This window comes from Streptomyces sp. NPDC055749 (assembly GCF_053617235.1).
On record NZ_JBSHFH010000009.1, the window covers coordinates 46,136 to 67,281 of the forward strand.

General features: G+C 67.5%; 17 protein-coding genes. 15 read left to right on the forward strand and 2 right to left on the reverse strand.

What is annotated here, in order from left to right:
* The first annotated feature begins 43 nt into the window (after nucleotides 1–43).
* From ACWGO0_RS09135 to ACWGO0_RS09150, 4 genes are read left to right on the forward strand one after another with little or no spacing between them, the layout of a single operon-like run.
* Nucleotides 44–517, forward strand: a complete 474-nt coding sequence (locus ACWGO0_RS09135) for an SseB family protein (protein WP_453530364.1) — start codon at nucleotides 44–46, stop codon at nucleotides 515–517.
* Nucleotides 514–1,158 (forward strand): hypothetical protein, encoded by a 645-nt coding sequence (locus ACWGO0_RS09140; protein ID WP_453530367.1) that lies wholly within the window; start codon nucleotides 514–516, stop codon nucleotides 1,156–1,158. Before ACWGO0_RS09135 ends, ACWGO0_RS09140 begins: the two co-directional genes overlap by 4 nt.
* On the forward strand, nucleotides 1,158–5,846 hold the full coding sequence (locus ACWGO0_RS09145) for a putative T7SS-secreted protein (RefSeq protein WP_453530370.1): 4,689 nt from the start codon (nucleotides 1,158–1,160) through the stop codon (nucleotides 5,844–5,846). The genes ACWGO0_RS09140 and ACWGO0_RS09145 overlap by 1 nt, the downstream gene beginning before the upstream one ends.
* A gap of 32 nt (nucleotides 5,847–5,878) precedes the next feature.
* A complete protein-coding gene (locus tag ACWGO0_RS09150; protein ID WP_453530373.1) occupies nucleotides 5,879–6,640 on the forward strand; it encodes a hypothetical protein in 762 nt (253 codons plus the stop codon).
* 273 nt (nucleotides 6,641–6,913) lie between these two features.
* On the opposite strand, the gene tnpB is transcribed toward ACWGO0_RS09150, so the two are convergent.
* Together tnpB and ACWGO0_RS09160 are read right to left on the reverse strand one after the other, a co-directional pair.
* Nucleotides 6,914–8,410, reverse strand: coding sequence for an IS607 family element RNA-guided endonuclease TnpB (gene tnpB, locus ACWGO0_RS09155; protein ID WP_453530376.1), 1,497 nt, complete (start codon nucleotides 8,408–8,410; stop codon nucleotides 6,914–6,916).
* A 274-nt stretch (nucleotides 8,411–8,684) separates the two neighbouring features.
* Nucleotides 8,685–9,515, reverse strand: coding sequence for a C40 family peptidase (locus ACWGO0_RS09160; RefSeq protein WP_453530379.1), 831 nt, complete (start codon nucleotides 9,513–9,515; stop codon nucleotides 8,685–8,687).
* A gap of 808 nt (nucleotides 9,516–10,323) precedes the next feature.
* Between ACWGO0_RS09160 and ACWGO0_RS09165 the strand changes: the two genes are divergently transcribed.
* From ACWGO0_RS09165 to nuoK, 11 genes are read left to right on the forward strand one after another with little or no spacing between them, the layout of a single operon-like run.
* Entirely contained in the window at nucleotides 10,324–10,683 is a 360-nt protein-coding gene (locus ACWGO0_RS09165) for an NADH-quinone oxidoreductase subunit A (RefSeq protein WP_003992243.1), read from the forward strand.
* A 16-nt stretch (nucleotides 10,684–10,699) separates the two neighbouring features.
* On the forward strand, nucleotides 10,700–11,254 hold the full coding sequence (locus ACWGO0_RS09170) for a NuoB/complex I 20 kDa subunit family protein (protein WP_185299164.1): 555 nt from the start codon (nucleotides 10,700–10,702) through the stop codon (nucleotides 11,252–11,254).
* Nucleotides 11,251–11,967 carry an NADH-quinone oxidoreductase subunit C gene (locus tag ACWGO0_RS09175; RefSeq protein WP_453530383.1) on the forward strand — a complete coding sequence of 239 codons (717 nt, stop codon included), beginning with the start codon at nucleotides 11,251–11,253 and terminating at the stop codon, nucleotides 11,965–11,967. The genes ACWGO0_RS09170 and ACWGO0_RS09175 overlap by 4 nt, the downstream gene beginning before the upstream one ends.
* Nucleotides 11,967–13,289: an NADH-quinone oxidoreductase subunit D gene (locus ACWGO0_RS09180; protein ID WP_453530386.1), complete on the forward strand. Its 1,323-nt coding sequence runs from the start codon at nucleotides 11,967–11,969 to the stop codon at nucleotides 13,287–13,289. Before ACWGO0_RS09175 ends, ACWGO0_RS09180 begins: the two co-directional genes overlap by 1 nt.
* A 29-nt stretch (nucleotides 13,290–13,318) precedes the next feature.
* Nucleotides 13,319–14,131, forward strand: a complete 813-nt coding sequence (gene nuoE, locus ACWGO0_RS09185; RefSeq protein WP_453530712.1) for an NADH-quinone oxidoreductase subunit NuoE — start codon at nucleotides 13,319–13,321, stop codon at nucleotides 14,129–14,131.
* A complete protein-coding gene (nuoF, locus tag ACWGO0_RS09190) occupies nucleotides 14,128–15,495 on the forward strand; it encodes an NADH-quinone oxidoreductase subunit NuoF (RefSeq protein ID WP_453530389.1) in 1,368 nt (455 codons plus the stop codon). Before nuoE ends, nuoF begins: the two co-directional genes overlap by 4 nt.
* Complete coding sequence (locus ACWGO0_RS09195; RefSeq protein ID WP_453530392.1) at nucleotides 15,492–17,996, forward strand: NADH-quinone oxidoreductase subunit G; 2,505 nt, start codon at nucleotides 15,492–15,494, stop codon at nucleotides 17,994–17,996. The genes nuoF and ACWGO0_RS09195 overlap by 4 nt, the downstream gene beginning before the upstream one ends.
* Entirely contained in the window at nucleotides 17,993–19,396 is a 1,404-nt protein-coding gene (gene nuoH / locus ACWGO0_RS09200; protein ID WP_453530395.1) for an NADH-quinone oxidoreductase subunit NuoH, read from the forward strand. The genes ACWGO0_RS09195 and nuoH overlap by 4 nt, the downstream gene beginning before the upstream one ends.
* Nucleotides 19,389–20,018: an NADH-quinone oxidoreductase subunit NuoI gene (gene nuoI / locus ACWGO0_RS09205; RefSeq protein ID WP_453530398.1), complete on the forward strand. Its 630-nt coding sequence runs from the start codon at nucleotides 19,389–19,391 to the stop codon at nucleotides 20,016–20,018. Before nuoH ends, nuoI begins: the two co-directional genes overlap by 8 nt.
* A complete protein-coding gene (locus tag ACWGO0_RS09210) occupies nucleotides 20,015–20,842 on the forward strand; it encodes an NADH-quinone oxidoreductase subunit J (RefSeq protein WP_453530401.1) in 828 nt (275 codons plus the stop codon). The genes nuoI and ACWGO0_RS09210 overlap by 4 nt, the downstream gene beginning before the upstream one ends.
* Entirely contained in the window at nucleotides 20,839–21,138 is a 300-nt protein-coding gene (gene nuoK / locus ACWGO0_RS09215; protein WP_185299156.1) for an NADH-quinone oxidoreductase subunit NuoK, read from the forward strand. The genes ACWGO0_RS09210 and nuoK overlap by 4 nt, the downstream gene beginning before the upstream one ends.
* Nucleotides 21,139–21,146 lie beyond the last annotated feature (8 nt).

Below are 21,146 nucleotides of genomic sequence, written 5' to 3' on the forward strand. Positions count from 1 at the left end.
ATCACGTTGCATTCGGAAATTTATGCGTGTGATGATCTCACCCATGACCATGGGTGGGGATGGAATACCAGGGCAGCAACGTCCTTTGCGTCTGGCGGATTTGGCGGGGCCGGCAGGGCCTGTGCGGGAAACAGTGCCCGATGCCGAGGGCGATCGGTCGAGTGCCGCCCGCCGCGAGTTCGCCGCGCTGTTGGGTGAGTTTCGGCGTACGGCGGTTCTGGTCCCTCTTGATGGTTCCGGGAGCCTGTGGTCGGCGGATCGCAACGGGGTGCGGTGGATCTGCGCGTTCTCGGACGAGGCTGCGTTGGCGAGGTTTGCTCATGCGCAGGGTGAAGCGGACCGGGAGTGGGCGTACCAGGCGATTCTGGGTGCGCGGTTGCTGGATGTGATGGTGCCTCTGCTGCCGGGTCCTGCTGGGGTGGCGCTGGACGCGGGAAGCGGGGACGGGATGTTGTTCCCGCCGGTGGCCGGTGTGGTTCCGGATGCGGTTGCGGTGGATCTCGGGGTGTCGGCGTGAGCGGCCAGGAGCCGGATCTTGCGGTGCCGGCGGAGGCTTTGGCGTTGATTGCTCAGGGGATCGACAAGGCGCACGGAGAGCTGAAGGACCTGGGGATGATCGGGGAGGCGTCGACCGGGCGGGGGTTCTCCGATCTGGCGCTGACGGGTCTGGAGTTGGGGCACGGCGGTCTGACGGACGGGTTCAGGACGTTCTGCGAACGCTGGGAGTGGGGCGTTCGGGCGTTGATGATCCGGGGGAACGGGTTCGCTTCGGCGGTGGGGCTGTCGGCGGGGGCGATCCATGAGCAGGAGCAGTACGTGAAGGACACGTTCAAGATCGCGGTGAACGGGGTGAACGGCAATCCGCATCTGACCGAGGACGAGGTCAAGGCGAAGGACTGGGACGAGATCCGTTCCCAGACGCCGTACGACGGTGCCGACTGGAGCCCGGAGTCCATGCGTGAGGCGAACGAGGAGGTCGGGCGCGTCTGGCGGGACACCGGCTATGACGTGCAGGACGGTGTGTACGACTCGATGCGCAACTCCGGTGTGATCACCCCTGAGCAGCGTGAGCTGATGGAACAGGAGGCGCGCGACACGTTCGATCCGTCCGACGAGGCGATCGCGCAGGCGCAGGAGCCGAACTGGGGGGATCGCTGATGCCGGACTGGGGCGGGATGCTCGACAGTGGTCTCGGCAAGCTGGAGGACGGCTGGGAGGAGGGGAAGAAGAAGGTCGGCGAGGGGGTCGACTGGGCGACGGACAAGGCCGGTGACGGTCTTGACCACATGGGTCAGGGTGCGATGGCCGATGTGGTGGAGGACTGGGGCGACCGGACGGCCTCGTCGCTGGGCGCGCAGGTCGGTGAGCAGCAGCTCGGGCAGACCCGGCAGGCCAATGAGCTGATCCACGGCAGCACCGTCAAGATCAACGCGAGTGTGCAGAACCTGCGGGACTTCGGGGACGCGTTCGATCTGGTCGGGCGGGGCATGAAGAGCCTTGACTCCAGCCGGTGGAGAGGTGTCGCGGCCGAGGCGTTCCGCGACAAGTTCTCCACGCTTCCCACGGACTGGGTGCGTGCGTCGGAGGCGTTCGGTGCCGCGGCAACGGCGCTTGAGATGTACGCCTCGACGGTGGCGTGGGCGCAGGGCAAGGCCCAGGACGCGATCGAGGCGTTCCACGACGGCGAGAAGGCCTCGCAGTCGGCGGCCACCGCGTACAACAAGCAGGTCGACGCCTACAAGGACGCGTACGGCGGCGCGAACCCACTGCCCAGGCCGGACACTTTCGTGGATCCGGGCACGGCCCTGCGCGAGCGCGCCCAGGAGATCCTCGACGAGGCCCGGCGCCAGCGCAACGACGCCGCGGCCACGGCGAACAAGGCAGTCACAGCAGCCCTCGCACACGCACCCGCCGAGCCCTCCGCCACCGACCGGGCCAAGTTCAACCTGGCCGACTACAGCGCCGGGCAGGCGGTGGAGGTACTCCACGTCGGTGGCGGCGTGGTCAAGGGCGTCGTCGGGATCACCAACTTCGTCCGCTCGGTCCACCCGCTGGACCCGTACAACATCACCCACCCCGCCGAGTACTACAGACACGTCAACATGACCCTGGCGGGCCTGGCCTCCACCGCGGCCCACCCCGACCGCGCCCTGAAGAACGCCTGGGAGGCCGCCAAGGGCGACCCCAGCGAGTTCATCGGCCGTCTGATACCCGAAATCCTCGGCACGAAGGGCACGGGCGGCCTGCGGAGCGCCGTACGCGCGGGCATGAGGGACGGTGCCGAGTCAGGCGCGCGGAAGGGAGCACGGCACACGGTCGACCGCGAGCCGGAGCCCTCCGCGAGGTGCCCCGCGGACAAGACATGCAAGATCGACCCGATCGACGTTGCCACCGGACGGATGGTGCTGCCGCAGACAGATATCGCGTTGCCCGGTTCGCTGCCGCTGATCTTCCAACGCTCCTTCGAGTCGTCCTACCGCGCGGGCCGCTGGTTCGGCACGGCATGGGCGAGCACAGTGGACCAGCGCCTGGAGATCGACTCCCAAGGCGTGATCTTCGTCCGTGAGGACGGCAGCCTGCTCGCCTATCCGCATCCCGCACCAGGCGTCCCCGTCATGCCCGCCCACGGACAGCGCTGGCCACTGGACCGTGACTTGGCTGGGGACTACACGGTCACCGACCCGGAGACAGGCCGGGTCCGGCACTTCGCTGTCCACCGGCACGATCTGGCTCTGCTGGTCCAGATCGACGACCGCAACGGTCGCTGGATCACCTTCGAGTACGACGATGACGGCGCCCCGACCTCGCTCGTACACCACGGTGGCTACCACCTGAAGCTCACCACAGACCAGGGCCGAATAACCGCCCTGCATCTGGCCGGAGCGGCTCCGGACGGCACCGACCAGGAGATCCTCCGCTACGGCTACGCCGAGGGCCGCCACCTCACCGAGGTCACCAACTCCTCGGGCCGTCCGCTGCGATTCGGCTACGACGACCACGGTCGCATCACGTCCTGGACCGACACCAACGGCAGCCATTTCGACTACGTCTACGACGACGATGATCGCTGCACCTCCCAGTCCGGATCCAACGGCCATCTGCGCTCAACTCTCACCTACAACGGCACCGACCAGGACACCGGCCTGCGCGTCACGACGCTCACCGACTCGCTGGGCCACACCAGCCGCTATCTGATCAATGAGCGCGCGCAGGTCGTCGCCGAGATCGACGCGACCGGCGCCGTCACCCGTTTCGAGTACGACCGCTACAACCGGCTGCTGTCCCGCACCGACCCGCTGGGGTATGTCAGCCGCTGCGAGCACGACGAAGCGGGCCGCATGGTGGCGGCCATCCGCCCCGATGGACGCCGCTCCACCGCCGAGTACAACGATCTCGGCCTACCCGTGAAAGTGACCGGCACGGACGGCAGCATCGTGCGCCAGACCTACGACGCCCACGGCAACCGCACCTCGGTCACCGATGGTTCACGGGCCACCACCCGGTTCGCGTACGACGAGGCGGGTCACCTCACTTCCGTTACGGATCCCCTCGGCCACACCACTCACGTACGCAACGACCGGGCAGGGCTCCCCGCCGAGATCACCGATCCGCTCGGCGAAAAGACCCGCTGCACACGCGACGCCTTCGGCCGCCCGGTCGTACTCGTCGACGCCCTCGGGGCGACCAGCCACCGGGAGTGGACCACCGAGGGCCACATCGCCCGGCGGACCGAGCCCGACGGCAGCGAACAGACCTGGACCTACGACGGCGAGGGCAACTGCCTGACCCACACCGACGCCATGGGCATGGTCAGCCGCTTCGAGTACACGGACTTCGACCTGATGGCGGCGCGCACCGGGCCCGACGGAGTCCGCTACGAGTTCGGTCACGACACCAACCTTCAGCTCACCCAGGTCACCAACCCTCATGGGCTGACCTGGAACTACTCGTACGACCCGGCCGGCCGACTCACCACGGAAACCGACTTCGACGGTCGCACGCAGACCTATGGCCACGACGAGGCAGGCCGATTGACCAGCCGTACCAACGGCCTCGGTCAGACCATCCGTTACCAGCACAGCGAACTCGACCAGCTGCTCCGTAAGGACGCGGACGGTGCGATCACCACCTTCGAGTACGACATATTCGATCAGCTCGCCGCAGCCACCAGCCCTGACGCGTCACTGACCTGGCTACGCGACCGCCACGGACGACTCAGGTCCGAAACCGTGAACGGGCGCACACTCACCTACACCCACGACACGCTGAGCCGACGCATCTCCCGTACGACCCCCTCCGGCGCGGTCAGCACATGGACCTACGATGCCGCCGGTCAACGCAGCACGCTCACCACCTCCGGCCGGACCGTAGCCTTTGCCCACAATGCTGCGGGCCAGGAGACCGCCCGCCACATCGGCGAGACGATCAGCCTCACGCACGAGTTCGACACGGCAGGCCGACTCACCAGCCAGCACGTATCGGCCCGAGGCAGCAGCCTCCAGCGTCGCGCCTACACCTACCGGGCCGGCGGCAACCTCGTCGGCATCCAGGACCGGATCTCCGGCGACCGTCACTTCGACCTGGATGCTGAGGGCAGGGTCACCGCAGTCAACGGGTCGAACTGGACCGAGAACTACGCCTACGACGAGGCGGGCAACCAGACCCAGGCTGCCTGGCCCACCTCCCACCCCGGCCAGGAAGCGACGGGGGAACGCTCCTACACAGGCACACGCATCACCCGCGCCGGGAACGTCCGTTATGAGCACGACGCGCAGGGCCGCATGGTGCTGCGCCAGAAGACCAGACTGTCCCGCAAGCCGGACACCTGGCGCTACAACTGGGATTCCGAAGACCGGCTCACTTCGGTCACCACTCCTGACGGCACCCGTTGGCGCTACGTGTACGACCCCCTCGGCCGTCGTATCGCCAAACAGCGAATGGCTGCCGACGGGGGCTCCGTGCTGGAACAGGTCTCGTTCACCTGGGACGGAACCACTCTGTGCGAGCAGATCACAGAGACTGACGCCCTGCCCAACCCGGTCGCCCTCACCTGGGACCACGTTGGCTTCCGCCCACTTGCCCAGACGGAACGCATCCTCTCGGCAAGCTCCCCGCAGGACACGGTCGACGAACGCTTCTTCGCCATCGTCACTGATCTCATCGGCACCCCGAGCGAACTCGTCGACGAGTCGGGCACTCTCGCCTGGCACACCCGCAGCACACTATGGGGCACAACCACATGGGCCGGCGCCAGCACGGCGTACACCCCACTCCGCTTCCCCGGCCAGTACTTCGACCCGGAAACCGGCCTCCACTACAACTACTTCCGCTACTACGACCCCGAGACCGCCCGGTACGTCACGCAGGACCCGCTCGGCCTGGAGTCGGATCCCAACCCGATGATGTACGTCCGTGATCCGCTCCAGGGAGCGGACCCACTCGGCCTGTATGACTGCACGAAAGTGACCAGGGTTATCGACCAGTCCATCGAGCGGGCAATGGACGGGCGTCGCCGAACAGCGAGTGGATATCATGGTCATCTTTCAGCAGAACGTGAGCTGGAAATCCTCTCGCAGCCGGACGGCATATACATTTCCAACGGAGGTGCCGAGCGGCTCATATTCCACCAGGGAACGGACATCGTGGTGATGGAGAGCAAGGGCGGCAAGGCAGGAAATGTCATCACGAGCTATGGGCCCTCCGGACCGAAGAATGAAAGTGGTGCGGCAGCATGGGGAGGATCTCCGACCGACCCGGGACCGCCAGTGACCCGTGAACAAATCATCAATGGGCGGATCCCTACACCCAAAGGTGGCATGCTGCCGCCCGCGACACTCCTTCGTTAAGGAATCTCTTGACCATCAAACCAAATACTGGCATGAAACCGGACCTGGAGTTGGCAAACGGGTTCAATGTCTCCACGACCGGTCGCCCGATTCCCTTCCCGCCTCGCTACTCACTCTCGGGCGGTTTCGTCACAGCATCTCCCCACACGGACTTTCCCAGCCACGAAGTGCTGCTTTCTGAGACCTTCGGAAGTACCGACTGGCTGTGGTCGGGAGATGATGAATTTCGCTTCGGGAAACATGGCGGAGGGCTGCGGGGAATGATTCTCGCGGTGCCCGAGCAGGAGTCGGCCGAAGGATGGAGCCCAGAGAGATGGCTCGAAACGTCGGCGATGCAAGGCGGCCTCCAGTCCATCACCCCGAACAACTTCGATGCGAGGCCGACAGAGGTGCGATGGGTGGAGGCATCAGGCGACCGATTGGTGTGTGCGTTCACCGATTCACCGACGGCGCCGAGTGACCTCATGCGGCTCCGAGTGGCACCTAATCTGGACATTATCTTCGCCGACCACGTCTACTCAGGGTGGATACTGGAAAATCCTGCCGCCCATCTCGTACAAGAGTGGGAGCCCGCCCCACCTACCGGAGCCCCGGAGGGATTCGGCGTTGCGTTGCGGGACTACCTGACTCTGTTCGTCGAGCCCAGGATCGGGATGATGCAGGACGGTGATACTGCCCTGCTGGCCGAGCTGGACTCCCTCCTCGCCCGACTCGCGACGCTCCCGGTAGATCAGCGACGCACGGTCATTCAGGATCAGGTATCCGACCTGCGCGAGCGCTGGTACGGCGAATAGCTGCGCATCCAGGGTCTTCGAACTTGATGGGGGTACGGCCAGCACGGGTGGCTCTACGCGCGACGGTTGACCTGGATTACCCCCCGCCCGGCGGAAGGGAGCCGTGCAGTCGAATGTGGGCCACTCCGCTGTCGGGGAACGTGCCCAGACGGACGTGGGAGACCACCGTTTGGGCGCGCAGGACGATGGACGCGGAGCATCTCGTTCCGTTGCTTTGGTCATCAAGTGATCTAAGCCGTCCTGGTGTTTCCACCGGGATGGTCCGTGACGGTGTCACCACAGTGCGAGTTGCGCTCTGGTGTCCTGTTGACGGTCTCCCGTTTCCTTCCCGGCCCTGAGGCTGGGGATTGTGCCACCTGCCCGCTCTGCCTGGGCCTTGCGGCGTGGGCTGGTGGTGCGGGTCTTGTGGTCGGCTCCACGGGGCTTCGACCCCGCCATGGCGGCGGTGTCCAGGTCTCCGGCCACTCCGGTACCTGTCGTGTGGGTCGCCAAGGCGACCAGGTTGTGTCCTGCGTTCGCGTCCCGGTCCAGGACGAGGCCGCAGTTGTCGCACTCGAAGACACGCACGCTGAGGGGCAGCTTGGCTTTCACCACACCGCAGCGCGAGCAGGTCTTCGAGGAGGGGAACCAGCGGTCGGCGACAACAAGTCGCGTACCGCGATGGCGGGTCTTGTAGGTGAGCTGCCGCCGGATCTCACCGAACGCGGCATCCGCAATCCGACGGGACAGCCGCCGGTTACGGCCCATCCCGGCAACATTGAGATCCTCGACGACGACCGTGCCGTATTCACTGGCGAGGCGCGTCGTCAGTTTGTGGATCGTGTCCTCGCGGAGGTTCGCGACCCGGTGATGGATCTTGTTCCGCGCGGCGTTGGCCCTCTCCCAGCGCTTCGACGCCCGCTGCCCTGTACGCCAGTTGGGACCCCGACGGCGTGAGACGACCCGGCTCGCGCGGCGCAGCTGCTTCTGAGCATGGTCCAGATGGCGTGGGTTCGGCTCCTCACTCAGCACTCCGTCGCTGTCCGCGAGGACCGCGAGGGTCTTGATGCCGAGGTCGATACCGACCGTCGCATCCGGACGGGCCACCCTCACCAGATCGTGCCGCTGTTCCACCTGAAACGCGACGAACCAGCGGCCCCGGTCCAGACGGACCGTGGCAGACAAGATCCGCATGTTCTCTGCGTCGATCAGAGCCCGCAGGTCAGCGCGGTTCTCATGAAGACGGACCGTGCCGATCCTCGGCAGAGTGACATGCCTGCCGTCAGGCTCGATACGGATCGTGCCGGTGGTGAACCGGCAGGCCGGCCGCGCCTTCCGCTTCGCCTTGAAGCGGGGGATACCCATCTTCGGGCCCCTGCGCTTGCCGCTCCTCGACCTTGCGTAGTTGTCGAACGCCGCCGACGCGCCTGCCAGGCCGGTGTTGTATGCCTCCTTGGAGTTCTCCGCCCACCAGCCGGCGAAACGCGGGTTGGTGCGCTTGTCCGCGTTGAACGCCTTCCGCAACGCGGGCAACGACCACGACCGCCACTCAGTCAGCTGATCCTCGGGGATGCCGTAGGACTGCTCGGCCTTGCGCTGCCACCACACAGCAGTGACGTACCCGACCGCCCAGTTGTACGCAGCCCGCGCGGCACCTGCGTGCGAGTACAGGTGGCGCTCGGCCGTGACGTTCGGGTCCAGCGCGAGCTTGTGCGCGAGGACGGTGAAGCCCTGCTGCGGCCTGAACTTCTTCATCCGGCCGCCTCCGGGCCGGTGGCGACTGTGCTTCACAACATCAGGTTATGCACCAAAAGTACTGGATATCCACAGAAAGAAATAGGAACAGTTGTTCATCCGGCTTAGCATTTGCGGTCGGCCGCAATAGCAGAACCATGGCTCGGAGACCCGCGACAAGCTCAAGTGGCCGCGCTTCAACAACAGCGGCACCCACACCGGCTACTGCGCCCTGCGCTGACCGGACCGGCCCATGGCGAAGGGCCGCCACTCCCGAGCGGGGGAGTGGCGGCCCTTCGGCACGCTTCAGCCGTACGCGTGCGCTTGTGAATCAGAGAACGCGGACCGCGCCGGTCGGCATGTCGTAGTCCAGGGACCGCTGCACGACACCGGTGCTGGGGTTCTGCGCCCCGACGTACTGGCCGCCTCCCACGTAGACCGCGACGTGGTACGCGCTTCCCTGGCCGCCCCAGTACAGGATGTCGCCCGGCTGGAGGTTGCTCAGCGAGACCGAGGTGCCGGCCGTCGACTGGGCCCCCGAGACGCGCGGCAGTTCGACGCCGGCCGTGCGGAACGCTGCCTGGACGAGCCCGGAGCAGTCCCACGAGTTGGGGCCGGTGCTGCCCATGACGTACGAGTCGCCGACCTGCGCCTTGGCGAAGGCCACGACGGACGCGGCGGAGCCACTGACGTTCGACGAGGAGTACGAGGGCGTGGAGGAGCCCGCGGAGGCGCTGAGCGTCGTGCGCTCGGCGGTCCGGGAGGCGCGCTCGGCGGCGGCCTCCTTCTCGGCTGCCTCGGCCCTCGCCTTGGCGGCTGCCTCCGCCTTCTTCTCGGCCTCGGCCTTGCGTACTGCCTCCGCCTTGGCCTTCTTGGCCTTCTTGGCGGCGGTCTCGGCCGCGGCGTCCTCGTGGGCCTGCGTCTCCAGGTCCAGGGCGACCTGCTGCGTGGCCTCGGCGGAGGCCACGACGGCGGGGGAGAGCCCGGAGGTGATCGTGGGCATCTCGATGGTCTGGGTCACCGGCTCGGCCTGAGCCGGACCGGCGGCACCGGCGACCGCGATGGTGCTGAGGACGCCACCGGCAACTCCGGCTCGCAGCGCCGTCTTCGAGGCACTCTGGCGGGGTTTCCGGTGGCTGGGTATGTGAGCGGTGTGGGACATGAGAACTAGCGCTATCAGGGCATCCGGGGTCCCTTCAAGAAACGTGTGTTGCGACACAGTTACGTCCGGAACCTGTGAATCCGCTTTCTGACGGCCTTTATTGACGCCGTAACGGGCAAATCGGGCACGCGCCATCAATGCTGTGATCACCAGCTTTCAGTAATACGTCCGGATTGCCCGGCGCTTACCATCCGTTCACACCGATGGCCAAGCCCGCTTTACGTGGAGCTCACGTGGTGTGACGCAGGTCACGGCATGAGTCGGCCATGGCAGGCAACCGCGCGAGTCGGCGGCACGCGTCGGCCGGCGGGGGTGCGCGTCCGGGTTGACGGTCCGTCAGGGTGACCTGAAGGGCGGCGCTCGCGAGTCGTTCGTACGTCCGGAAGTTCGTGAATGGATGCACATGTCCACATCGCACCTCGCGAACCCCCCTTCCGGGTGAGCACGGGATGTCGCCGGGCCCTTTACCACCCCGCGCCGTCCATCTCCAATTTGCCTGAGCGCCCGCTCGGTTGATACTGCGGCAGGGCTTTGACCAGCGGTAACCGAGTCAGATGTCACGTCTCGTGATCACTCGGCCGCTTCGCGTACGAAGATCACCCCTCATCCGGCTTCATGATCCTTCGTCAGGTGGTGGAGATCACAAAGACGTTGTCGCACCCCGTGTCGCAGATCACAGGATCGCAGGCATAGGATGCGGGGCAGTCGGGCTTGTGAACTGCCTCACATGTGCACGATCTTGGTGAGGTGGCGAGCCGGTCGCCCGATGCGGTCCAACGGTCAAGGACGACTGGAAGGAGCGAGGAGCGTGAATGCCTACGCGCCCATCCTCGTGCTCGGCGCCCTCGGGGCAGGGTTTGCGATCTTTTCCGTGGTCATGGCCACGCTTATCGGCCCAAAGCGGTACAACCGAGCAAAGCTCGAAGCGTACGAGTGCGGTATCGAACCCACCCCCACTCCAGCCGGAGGCGGCCGTTTCCCGATCAAGTACTACCTGACGGCGATGCTTTTCATCGTCTTCGACATCGAGATCGTCTTCCTCTATCCCTGGGCGGTCACCTTCGACGCCCTGGGGATCTTCGGGCTCGTCGAGATGCTGCTCTTCGTGCTCACCGTCTTCGTCGCCTACGCGTATGTATGGCGCCGCGGCGGCCTGGAATGGGACTGAGGGGCTGAGGGGCACCATGGGACTCGAAGAGAAACTGCCAAGCGGCTTTGTGCTGACCACGGTGGAAGAGGCCGCCGGCTGGGTACGGAAGTCCTCCGTCTTCCCCGCCACCTTCGGCCTCGCCTGCTGCGCCATCGAGATGATGACGACCGGAGCCGGGCGCTACGACCTGGCCCGGTTCGGTATGGAGGTCTTCCGCGGCTCGCCGCGGCAGGCGGATCTGATGATCGTCGCGGGACGGGTCAGCCAGAAGATGGCGCCCGTCCTGCGGCAGGTCTACGACCAGATGCCCAACCCCAAGTGGGTCATCTCCATGGGGGTTTGCGCATCATCGGGCGGAATGTTCAACAACTACGCCATTGTGCAGGGTGTTGATCATATTGTGCCGGTTGATATCTATTTGCCGGGATGCCCGCCGCGTCCCGAGATGCTGATCGACGCCATCCTCAAACTCCACCAGAAGATCCAGGGCACCAAGCTCGGGGTCAACGCGGAGGAGGCCGCCCGCGAGGCGGAGGAGGCGGCCCTCAAGGCACTCCCCCTCATCGAGATGAAGGGGCTGCTGCGATGAGCGACGAGCTGAACACCAACAGCGGCCAGGTGCCCGCCCCGCGCGACGACTCCGGCGAGGTCATCGGCGTACGCAAGGGGATGTTCGGCGCCGACAACGGCGGCGACACCTCCGGCTACGGCGGCCTCGTCCGTACCGTGACCCTCCCGGGGGCCACGGCCCGCCCGTACGGCGGCTGGTTCGACGAAGTGGCCGACGAGCTCGAAGGGGCCCTGGAGGAACAGGACCTGCTTCCCGCCAACGCCATCGAGAAGACGGTCGTCGACCGGAACGAACTCACCTTCCACATCGCCCGGGAACACCTCGTACAGGTCGCCCGGACCCTGCGCGACGACCCGGCCCTGCGCTTCGAGCTCTGTACGGGCGTCAGCGGCGTCCACTTCCTCGGGGACAAGGGCCGCGAGCTGCACGCCGTCTACCACCTGCGCTCGCTCACCCACGGCCGGCTGATCCGCCTGGAGGTGTCGGCCCCGGACAGCGATCCGCACGTCCCGTCCCTCGTCGCGGTCTACCCGACCAACGACTGGCACGAGCGCGAGACGTACGACTTCTTCGGGCTCGTATTCGACGGGCATCCGGCCCTGACCCGGATCATGATGCCGGACGACTGGCAGGGCTTCCCGCAGCGCAAGGACTACCCCCTCGGCGGCATCCCCGTCGAGTACAAGGGCGCCCAGATCCCGGCTCCGGACCAGCGGAGGTCGTACTCCTGATGACCACTCCCCATGCAACCCCCCGTGCCACGACCGAGGGGACTGTATATACGGTCACCGGCGGCGACTGGGACGAGGTCGTCGAGTCGGCGGCCAAGGCCGACGACGAGCGCATCATCGTCAACATGGGACCCCAGCACCCGTCCACGCACGGCGTGCTGAGGCTCATCCTGGAGATCGACGGCGAGACCGTCACCGAGGCCCGCTGCGGCATCGGCTACCTCCACACCGGCATCGAGAAGAACCTCGAATTCCGGAACTGGACGCAGGGCACCACCTTCGTCACGCGCATGGACTACCTGACGCCGTTCTTCAACGAGGCGGCGTACTGCCTCGGCGTCGAGAAGCTGCTCGGCATCGAGGACCAGATCCCCGACCGGGCCACCGTCCTGCGCGTCCTGCTGATGGAGCTCAACCGGATCTCCTCCCACCTGGTGTGCATCGCCACCGGCGGTATGGAGCTCGGCGCCACCACGATCATGATCTACGGCTTCCGCGATCGTGAACTCGTTCTCGATCTCTTCGAGCTGATCACCGGCCTCCGGATGAACCACGCGTTCATCCGGCCCGGCGGACTCGCCCAGGACCTGCCCCCGGGCGCGGTCGACCAGCTGCGCGAGTTCGTGAAGACCATGAAGAAGAACCTGCCGGAGTACGACAAGCTCGCCACCGGCAACCCCATCTTCAAGGCCCGTATGCAGGACGTCGGCTATCTCGACCTGAGCGGCTGCGTGGCGCTCGGCGCCACCGGACCCGTCCTGCGCTCCGCCGGACTCCCGCACGACCTGCGCAAGACCGACCCGTACTGCGGCTACGAGAACTACGAGTTCGACGTGCCCACCGCGGACACCTGCGACTCCTACGGCCGCTTCCTCATCCGGCTGGAAGAGATGCGCCAGTCGCTGCGGATCGTCGAGCAGTGCCTGGACCGGCTCGCGCCGGGCCCGGTCATGGTCGCCGACAAGAAGATCGCCTGGCCCGCGCAGCTCGCGCTCGGGCCCGACGGGCTCGGCAACTCGCTCGACCACATCAAGAAGATCATGGGCACCTCCATGGAGGCCCTGATCCACCACTTCAAGCTGGTGACCGAGGGCTTCCGGGTCCCGGCCGGACAGACGTACACCGCGATCGAGTCGCCCAAGGGCGAGCTCGGCGTGCATGTCGTCTCGGACGGCGGAACCCGCCCCTACCGGGTCCACTTCCGTGACCCGTCCTTCACCAACCTCCAGGCCATGGCGGCGATGTGCGAGGGCGGCCAGGTCGCCGACGTCATCGTCGCCGTCGCGTCCATCGACCCCGTGATGGGAGGCGTCGACCGGTGACCGGAACCAATCAAGAGGTCAGTCTGGGGATGCCGCAGCTCCCCGCCCCCGGCTACCCGGCCGAGGTGCGCGCCCGGCTCGAGGCGGACGCGAAGGAGGTGATCGCCCGCTACCCCGGCAGCCGCTCCGCGCTGCTGCCGCTGCTCCACCTCGTGCAGTCCGAGGAGGGGTACGTCTCCCGTACGGGCATGGCCTTCTGCGCCGAACTGCTCGACCTCACCACCGCCGAGGTGAACGCGGTCGCGACCTTCTACACGATGTACAGGCGCCGCCCGAGCGGCGACTACCAGGTCGGTGTCTGCACCAACACCCTGTGCGCGGTCATGGGCGGCGACGCCATCTTCGACCGGCTCAAGGACCACCTGGGCGTCGGCAACGACGAGACGACCGAGGACGGCAAGGTCACGCTCGAACACATCGAGTGCAACGCGGCCTGCGACTTCGCTCCCGTCGTGATGGTGAACTGGGAGTTCTTCGACAACCAGACACCCGAGAGCGCGACCCGGCTCGTCGACGACCTCATCGCGGGCCGGACCGTCGAGCCCACCCGCGGCGCCCCCCTGTGCACGTACAAGGACACGGCCCGCATCCTGGCCGGATTCCCCGACGAGCGCCCCGGCGCCGTCGAGGCCACCGGCGGGGCGGGCCCCGCCTCGCTGATCGGGCTGAAGCTCGCCAAGGGCGAGGCCCCGCACGCGCGCGTGGTGGGCCCCCGCGGTGAAGTCCCGCGGGACGAACCGCACAAGGGCGCCGAGCACCTCAGCTCCCACGACGCACCGCAGCAGACCTCGGCATCCGACCCGGACCACCCGGCCGGTCCCGTCGCCGAGGAGGGGGAGTGATGACGTTGGCAGCCGAAATCGACAAGAACGGGACCAGTCCCGAGAAGCTTCTGGCGCCGGTCCTGTCCGCCTTCTGGGACCAGCCGGATTCCTGGACCCTGGACACCTACCGGCGGCACGACGGGTACGAGGGTCTGCGCAAGGCCCTCGCCATGTCACCGGACGACCTGATCGCGTACGTCAAGGACTCCGGTCTGCGCGGACGCGGCGGCGCCGGCTTCCCCACCGGGATGAAGTGGCAGTTCATCCCGCAGGGCGACGGCAAGCCGCACTACCTGGTCGTCAACGCCGACGAGTCGGAGCCCGGGACCTGCAAGGACATCCCGCTCCTCTTCGCCAACCCGCACAGCCTCATCGAGGGCATGGTGATCGCCTGCTACGCGATCCGCTCCTCGCACGCCTTCATCTATCTGCGCGGTGAAGTCGTCCCCGTACTGCGGCGGTTGCACGAGGCCGTCCGTGAGGCGTACGCGGCCGGATACCTCGGGAAGAACATCCTGGGCTCCGGGCTCGACCTGGAACTCACCGTGCACGCGGGCGCCGGCGCGTACATCTGTGGTGAGGAAACCGCACTGCTCGACTCGCTCGAAGGGCGTCGGGGCCAGCCCCGGCTGCGGCCCCCCTTCCCCGCGGTCGCCGGTCTCTACGCCTGCCCCACTGTGGTGAACAACGTCGAGTCCATCGCCTCGGTTCCCGCGATCCTCAACCGCGGCAAGGACTGGTTCAAGTCGATGGGCACCGAGAAGTCCCCGGGCTTCACGCTGTACTCGCTCAGCGGGCACGTCACCAGCCCCGGCCAGTACGAGGCACCGCTCGGCATCACCCTGCGCCAGCTGCTCGACATGAGCGGCGGCATGCGGGCCGGGCACCGCCTGAAGTTCTGGACCCCCGGCGGCTCGTCCACCCCGATGTTCACCGACGAGCACCTCGACGTCCCGCTCGACTACGAGGGCGTCGGCGCCGCCGGTTCCATGCTCGGGACCAAGGCGCTCCAGTGCTTCGACGAGACCACCTGTGTGGTCAGGGCCGTCACCCGCTGGACCGAGTTCTACGCCCACGAGTCCTGCGGCAAGTGCACACCGTGCCGCGAAGGCACCTACTGGCTGGTCCAGTTGCTCCGCGACATCGAAGCGGGCAAGGGACAGATGTCCGATCTGGACAAGCTCAACGACATCGCCGACAACATCAACGGCAAGTCCTTCTGCGCCCTCGGTGACGGCGCCGCCTCGCCGATCTTCTCCTCGCTGAAGTACTTCCGCGCGGAGTACGAGCAGCACATCACGGGCAAGGGCTGCCCCTTCGATCCCGCCAAGTCGACCGTCTGGGCCGACGACAAGAACGCTCACCGGGGGGTGAACGCATGACAGTCACCACGAGTGCGCCCTCCGGGGGCGGCGAGGCGGCGGTTCCGCCCGAGGACCTTGTCACGCTGACCATCGACGGCATCGAGATCAGTGTGCCCAAGGGCACCCTCGTCATCCGGGCCGCCGAGCTCCTCGGCATCGAGATCCCGCGCTTCTGCGACCACCCGCTCCTCGACCCCGCGGGCGCCTGCCGCCAGTGCATCGTCGAGGTCGAGGGCCAGCGCAAGCCGATGGCGTCCTGCACGATCACGTGCACCGACGGCATGGTCGTGAAGTCGCAGCTCACCTCGCCCGTCGCGGACAAGGCCCAGAAGGGTGTGATGGAGCTGCTGCTCATCAACCACCCGCTGGACTGCCCCGTCTGCGACAAGGGCGGCGAGTGCCCGCTGCAGAACCAGGCGATGTCGCACGGCGGCAGCGACTCCCGGTTCGACGGGAAGAAGCGCACGTTCGAGAAGCCCGTCCCGATCTCCACCCAGGTGCTGCTGGACCGCGAGCGGTGCGTGCTCTGCGCACGCTGCACCCGGTTCTCCAACCAGGTGGCGGGCGACCCGATGATCGAGCTGCTCGAGCGCGGCGCGCTCCAGCAGGTCGGTACGGGAGAGGGCGACCCCTTCGAGTCGTACTTCTCCGGCAACACCATCCAGATCTGCCCGGTCGGGGCGCTGACCTCGGCGGCGTACCGATTCCGCTCCCGGCCCTTCGACCTCGTGTCGACGCCCTCGGTGTGCGAGCACTGCGCGGGCGGCTGCGCGACCCGCACCGACCACCGGCGCGGCAAGGTCATGCGGCGCCTGGCCTCCAACGACCCCGAGGTCAACGAGGAGTGGCTCTGCGACAAGGGCCGCTTCGGCTTCCGGTACGCCCAGCAGCGCGACCGGCTCACCACGCCGCTCGTACGCAACGCGGACGGCGTCCTGGAACCGGCGAGCTGGCCCGAGGCACTGGAGACGGCGGCCCGTGGGTTCGCCGCCGCCCGGGGCCGTACCGGAGTCCTCACCGGCGGCAGGCTGACCGTCGAGGACGCGTACGCGTACAGCAAGTTCGCGCGGATCGCCCTCGACACGAACGACATCGACTTCCGGGCCCGTGTCCACAGCAGCGAGGAGGCCGACTTCCTGGCCGCCCGTGTGGCCGGGCGCGGCCGTGACCTTGACGGCAGCGGTGTCACGTACACCTCGCTGGAGAAGGCCCCGGCCGTCCTGCTCGTCGGGTTCGAGTCCGAGGAGGAGGCGCCCGGCGTCTTCCTGCGGCTGCGCAAGGCCAACCGGAAGCACGGCCAGCGGACCTTCGCCCTCGCCACGCATGCCACGCGGGGTCTCACGAAGGCGGGCGGCACGCTGCTTCCCGCCGCCCCCGGCACCGAAACCGAGTGGCTGGACGCGCTCGCGGGCGGCGTCGGACTCGACGGCGACGGAGCCGTCGCGGCCGAGGCGCTGCGCGGCACCGGCTCGGTGATCGTCGTCGGCGAGCGGCTGGCCGGAGTGCCGGGCGCGCTGAGCGCCGTCGTACGGACCGCGGCAGCCACCGGCGCCACGCTCGTGTGGATTCCGAGGCGGGCCGGCGAGCGGGGCGCGGTGGAGGCGGGCGCACTGCCTTCGCTGCTGCCCGGCGGCCGGCCGGCGACCGACCCTCGGGCCAGGGACGAGGTGGCGTCCGTCTGGGGTGTCGCCGAACTCCCCTCCCGCTACGGCCGCGACACCGGCCAGATCGTCGAGGCCGCGGCCACCGGCGAACTGGGCGCGCTGCTCGTCGCCGGTGTCGGGACCGTGGACCTGCCCGACCCTGCCCGCGCCCTGGAGGCGCTGGACCAGGTCGGCTTCCTGGTCTCGCTGGAGCTGCGGCCCAGCGAGGTCACCGAGCGGGCCGATGTGGTCTTCCCGGTCGCGGCGGTCGCCGAGAAGCCCGGCACCTTCCTCAACTGGGAGGGCAGGGCCCGGATGTTCGAAGCGGCGCTGAAGCCCGAGCAGATGACGCGGACGCTCGCCCCGAGCGACGCGCGGGTGCTGCACATGCTGGCCGACGCGCTCGATGTACGTCTGTCGCTGCCGGATCTGAAGTCGGCCCGGCGCGAGCTCGACCGGCTCGGCGGCTGGGCGGGGTCCCGCACCGAGGACCCGAGGGAGTCGGTTCAGCCGTTGCCCCGGCCCGGCGACGGCGAGGCGATCCTCGCGGGTCACCGGATGCTGCTCGACCTGGGCCGGCTCCAGGAGGGCGACGAGGCGCTGGCCGGGACCCGGCACGCGGCCGTCGCCCGGCTGTCGGCGGCCACCGCGGCGGAGACCGGGGTCAAGGACGGCGACCTGCTGGCCGTCACCGGACCCGCCGGCACCGTCGAACTCCCGCTGGCCGTCAGCGTCATGCCGGACCGGGTGGTCTGGGTGCCGCTGAACTCCGTCGGGCGGGGCGTCCCCGCCGACACGGGTGCGCGGCCCGGCGGACCGGTCCGGATCGGCCCCGCCGCCGGAGCTCCCGCAGACTCACCGGAGGTGCGAGCGTGACTGGCCTCGCTGAACTCGCCGCGGCACCGCACGGTGCGGTGCTCGCCGCCGAGGATCTCTCGATGTTCGGCACCGACCCGTGGTGGCTGGTCGTCATCAAGGCGGTCTTCTGCTTCGCGTTCCTGATGGTGACCGTGCTGTTCTCCATCGTGTGGGAGCGCAAGGTCGTCGCCTGGATGCAGCTGCGCATCGGGCCGAACCGGCACGGGCCCTGGGGCATGCTCCAGTCCCTCGCCGACGGCATCAAGCTGATGCTGAAGGAAGACCTCATCGTCAAGCGGGCGGACAAGGTCGTCTACGTCCTGGCGCCGATCATCGCCGCCATCCCCGCGTTCATGGCGATCGCCGTGATCCCGTTCGGCCCGCCCGGCAACGAGGTCTCGATCTTCGGGCACCGTACGGCGATGCAGCTGACCGACCTGCCGATCGCGATGCTGTACATCCTCGCGGTCGCCTCGGTCGGTATCTACGGCATCGTGCTGGCGGGCTGGTCCTCCGGATCGACGTACCCGCTGCTCGGCGGTCTGCGCTCCTGCGCGCAGATGATCTCGTACGAGATCGCGATGGGCGCCGCGTTCGCCTCGGTCTTCCTCTACTCCGGGTCGATGTCGACCTCGAAGATCGTGGAGGCGCAGGAGGACCGCTGGTTCATCATCCTGCTGCCGGTCTCCTTCATCATCTACATCGTCACGATGGTCGGTGAGACCAACCGCGCCCCGTTCGACATGCCGGAGTCCGAGGGCGACCTCGTCGGCGGCTTCAACACCGAGTACTCGTCGATCAAGTTCGCGATGTTCATGCTGGCCGAGTACGTCAACATGGTCACCGTCTCCGCGGTCTCCGTGACCCTGTTCCTGGGCGGCTGGCGGGCTCCGTACCCGGTCAGCACCTTCTGGGAGGGCGCGAACCACGGCTGGTGGCCGATGCTCTGGTTCGTCATCAAGGTGCAGCTGCTGCTGTTCTTCTTCATCTGGCTGCGCGGCACGCTGCCCCGCGTGCGCTACGACCAGCTGATGAAGCTCGGCTGGAAGGTCCTGATCCCGGTCTCGGTGGTCTGGCTGATGCTGGTCGCCACCGTCCGTGCGATGCGCAACGAGGGCTACGACTTCTCGAACATCGTGCTGTACGTCGCCGGGGCCGTGATCGCGATCCTGCTGATCTCCTTCGTCGTCGACATCTTCCGCGACCGCAAGGCCAAGGAGGTGGACGCGGCGGCCGGACCGGAGCCCGCGTTCGACCCGATGGCGGGCGGATTCCCGGTGCCGCCACTGCCCGGACAGACCCTGCCGCCGGTGCCCCGGCGCAGATCGCGACGTGAGCGCGAGCTCGTTGTCAGTGGTGGGTCGGATACTCACAGTGACGAGAATTCGAGTGACGGAAAGGAGGCTGACGGTGTCTGAGTCATCAGAGCCCTCAGGGGAGAAGTTCCAGAATCCTGTGGCCGGCTTCGGCGTGACCTTCAAGGCCATGTTCAAGAAGCGGCTGACGGAGCAGTATCCGGAGACGCAGAAGGTGACGGCGCCGCGCTTCCACGGCCGGCATCAGCTCAACCGTCATCCGGACGGCCTGGAGAAGTGCATCGGCTGCGAGCTGTGCGCCTGGGCGTGTCCGGCCGACGCGATCTATGTGGAGGGCGCGGACAACACCGAGGAGGAGCGCTACTCCCCGGGTGAGCGCTACGGCCGCGTCTACCAGATCAACTACGCGCGCTGCATCCTCTGCGGACTGTGCATCGAAGCGTGCCCCACACGGGCGCTGACGATGACGAACGAGTTCGAGCTCGCCAACACCACCCGCGAGAGCCTCATCTACACCAAGGACGAGCTGCTCGCCGGGCTGGAGGAAGGCATGGTCGACAGTCCGCACGTGATCTTCCCCGGCATGGACGAACAGGACTACTACCGGGGCCTGGTGACCGGAGCCGCGCCGGGTACGGAGCGGCAGACGGCGGTCTCCAAGGGCGAGGGCGAGAAGGCCGCCGCAGACGAGAAGGCCGCCGCGGACGAGGAGGTGGACGCATGACCGGCCTGGCCGCTGCGGCCTCCGCCACCTCGACCGGCGAGGCCGTCCAGTTCTGGATTCTCGGCACGGTCGCCGTGATCGGCGCGCTCGCCACCGTCCTGATGAAGAAGGCCGTGCACAGCGCGCTGTCACTCGCCGGGACCATGATCATCCTGGCGGTCTTCTACCTCGCCAACGGGGCGTACTTCCTCGGTGTCGTCCAGATCGTCGTCTACACCGGCGCGATCATGATGCTGTTCCTCTTCGTGGTCATGCTCGTCGGTGTCACGGCGGCGGACTCGCTGAAGGAGACGCTCAAGGGCCAGCGCTGGCTGGCCGCGGGCTGCGGACTCGGCTTCGGCATCCTGCTGTGCGCGGGCATCGGCAACGCCTCGCTGAACAACTTCAACGGGCTCGGCGCCGCCAACGCCGCGCACGGCGGAAACGTCGAGGGGCTGGCCAACCTCATCTTCACCAAGTACGTCTTCGCCTTCGAGATCACCGGCGCCCTGCTGATCACGGCGACCGTCGGCGCGATGGTGCTCACGCACCGCGAGCGCACCGAACGGGCCAAGACACAGCGGGAGATGTCCGAGGACCGGGTGCGCAGCAGCCACCTTCCGCCGCTGCCCGCGCCGGGTGTCTACGCCCGGCACAACGGGGTGGACATCGCGGGTCTGCTACCGGACGGCACCACGTCCGAACTCACCGTCATGCAGACGCTGCGCAAGCGCGGCCAGATGCGGGACGTGTCGAACGAGGCACTCGCCGACCTCAAGGCGCTGGAGCAGCGCTCGGGGGCGCGGCTGGGCCGTGACAACGACGAAGAGGAGGTCGCCAAGTGAACCCGGTCAACTACCTCTACCTCGCGGCCCTTTTGTTCACCATCGGCGCCTCCGGGGTGCTGATCAGGCGGAACGCGATCGTGGTGTTCATGTGCGTGGAGCTGATGCTCAACGCCTGCAACCTCGCGCTCGTCACGTTCTCCCGGATGCACGGCAACCTCGACGGCCAGATCATCGCCTTCTTCACGATGGTCGTCGCCGCCGCGGAGGTCGTCGTCGGGCTCGCGATCATCGTGTCGCTGTTCCGCTCCCGCCACTCGGCCTCGGTCGACGACGCCAGCCTGATGAAGCTGTAAGGGGTCGG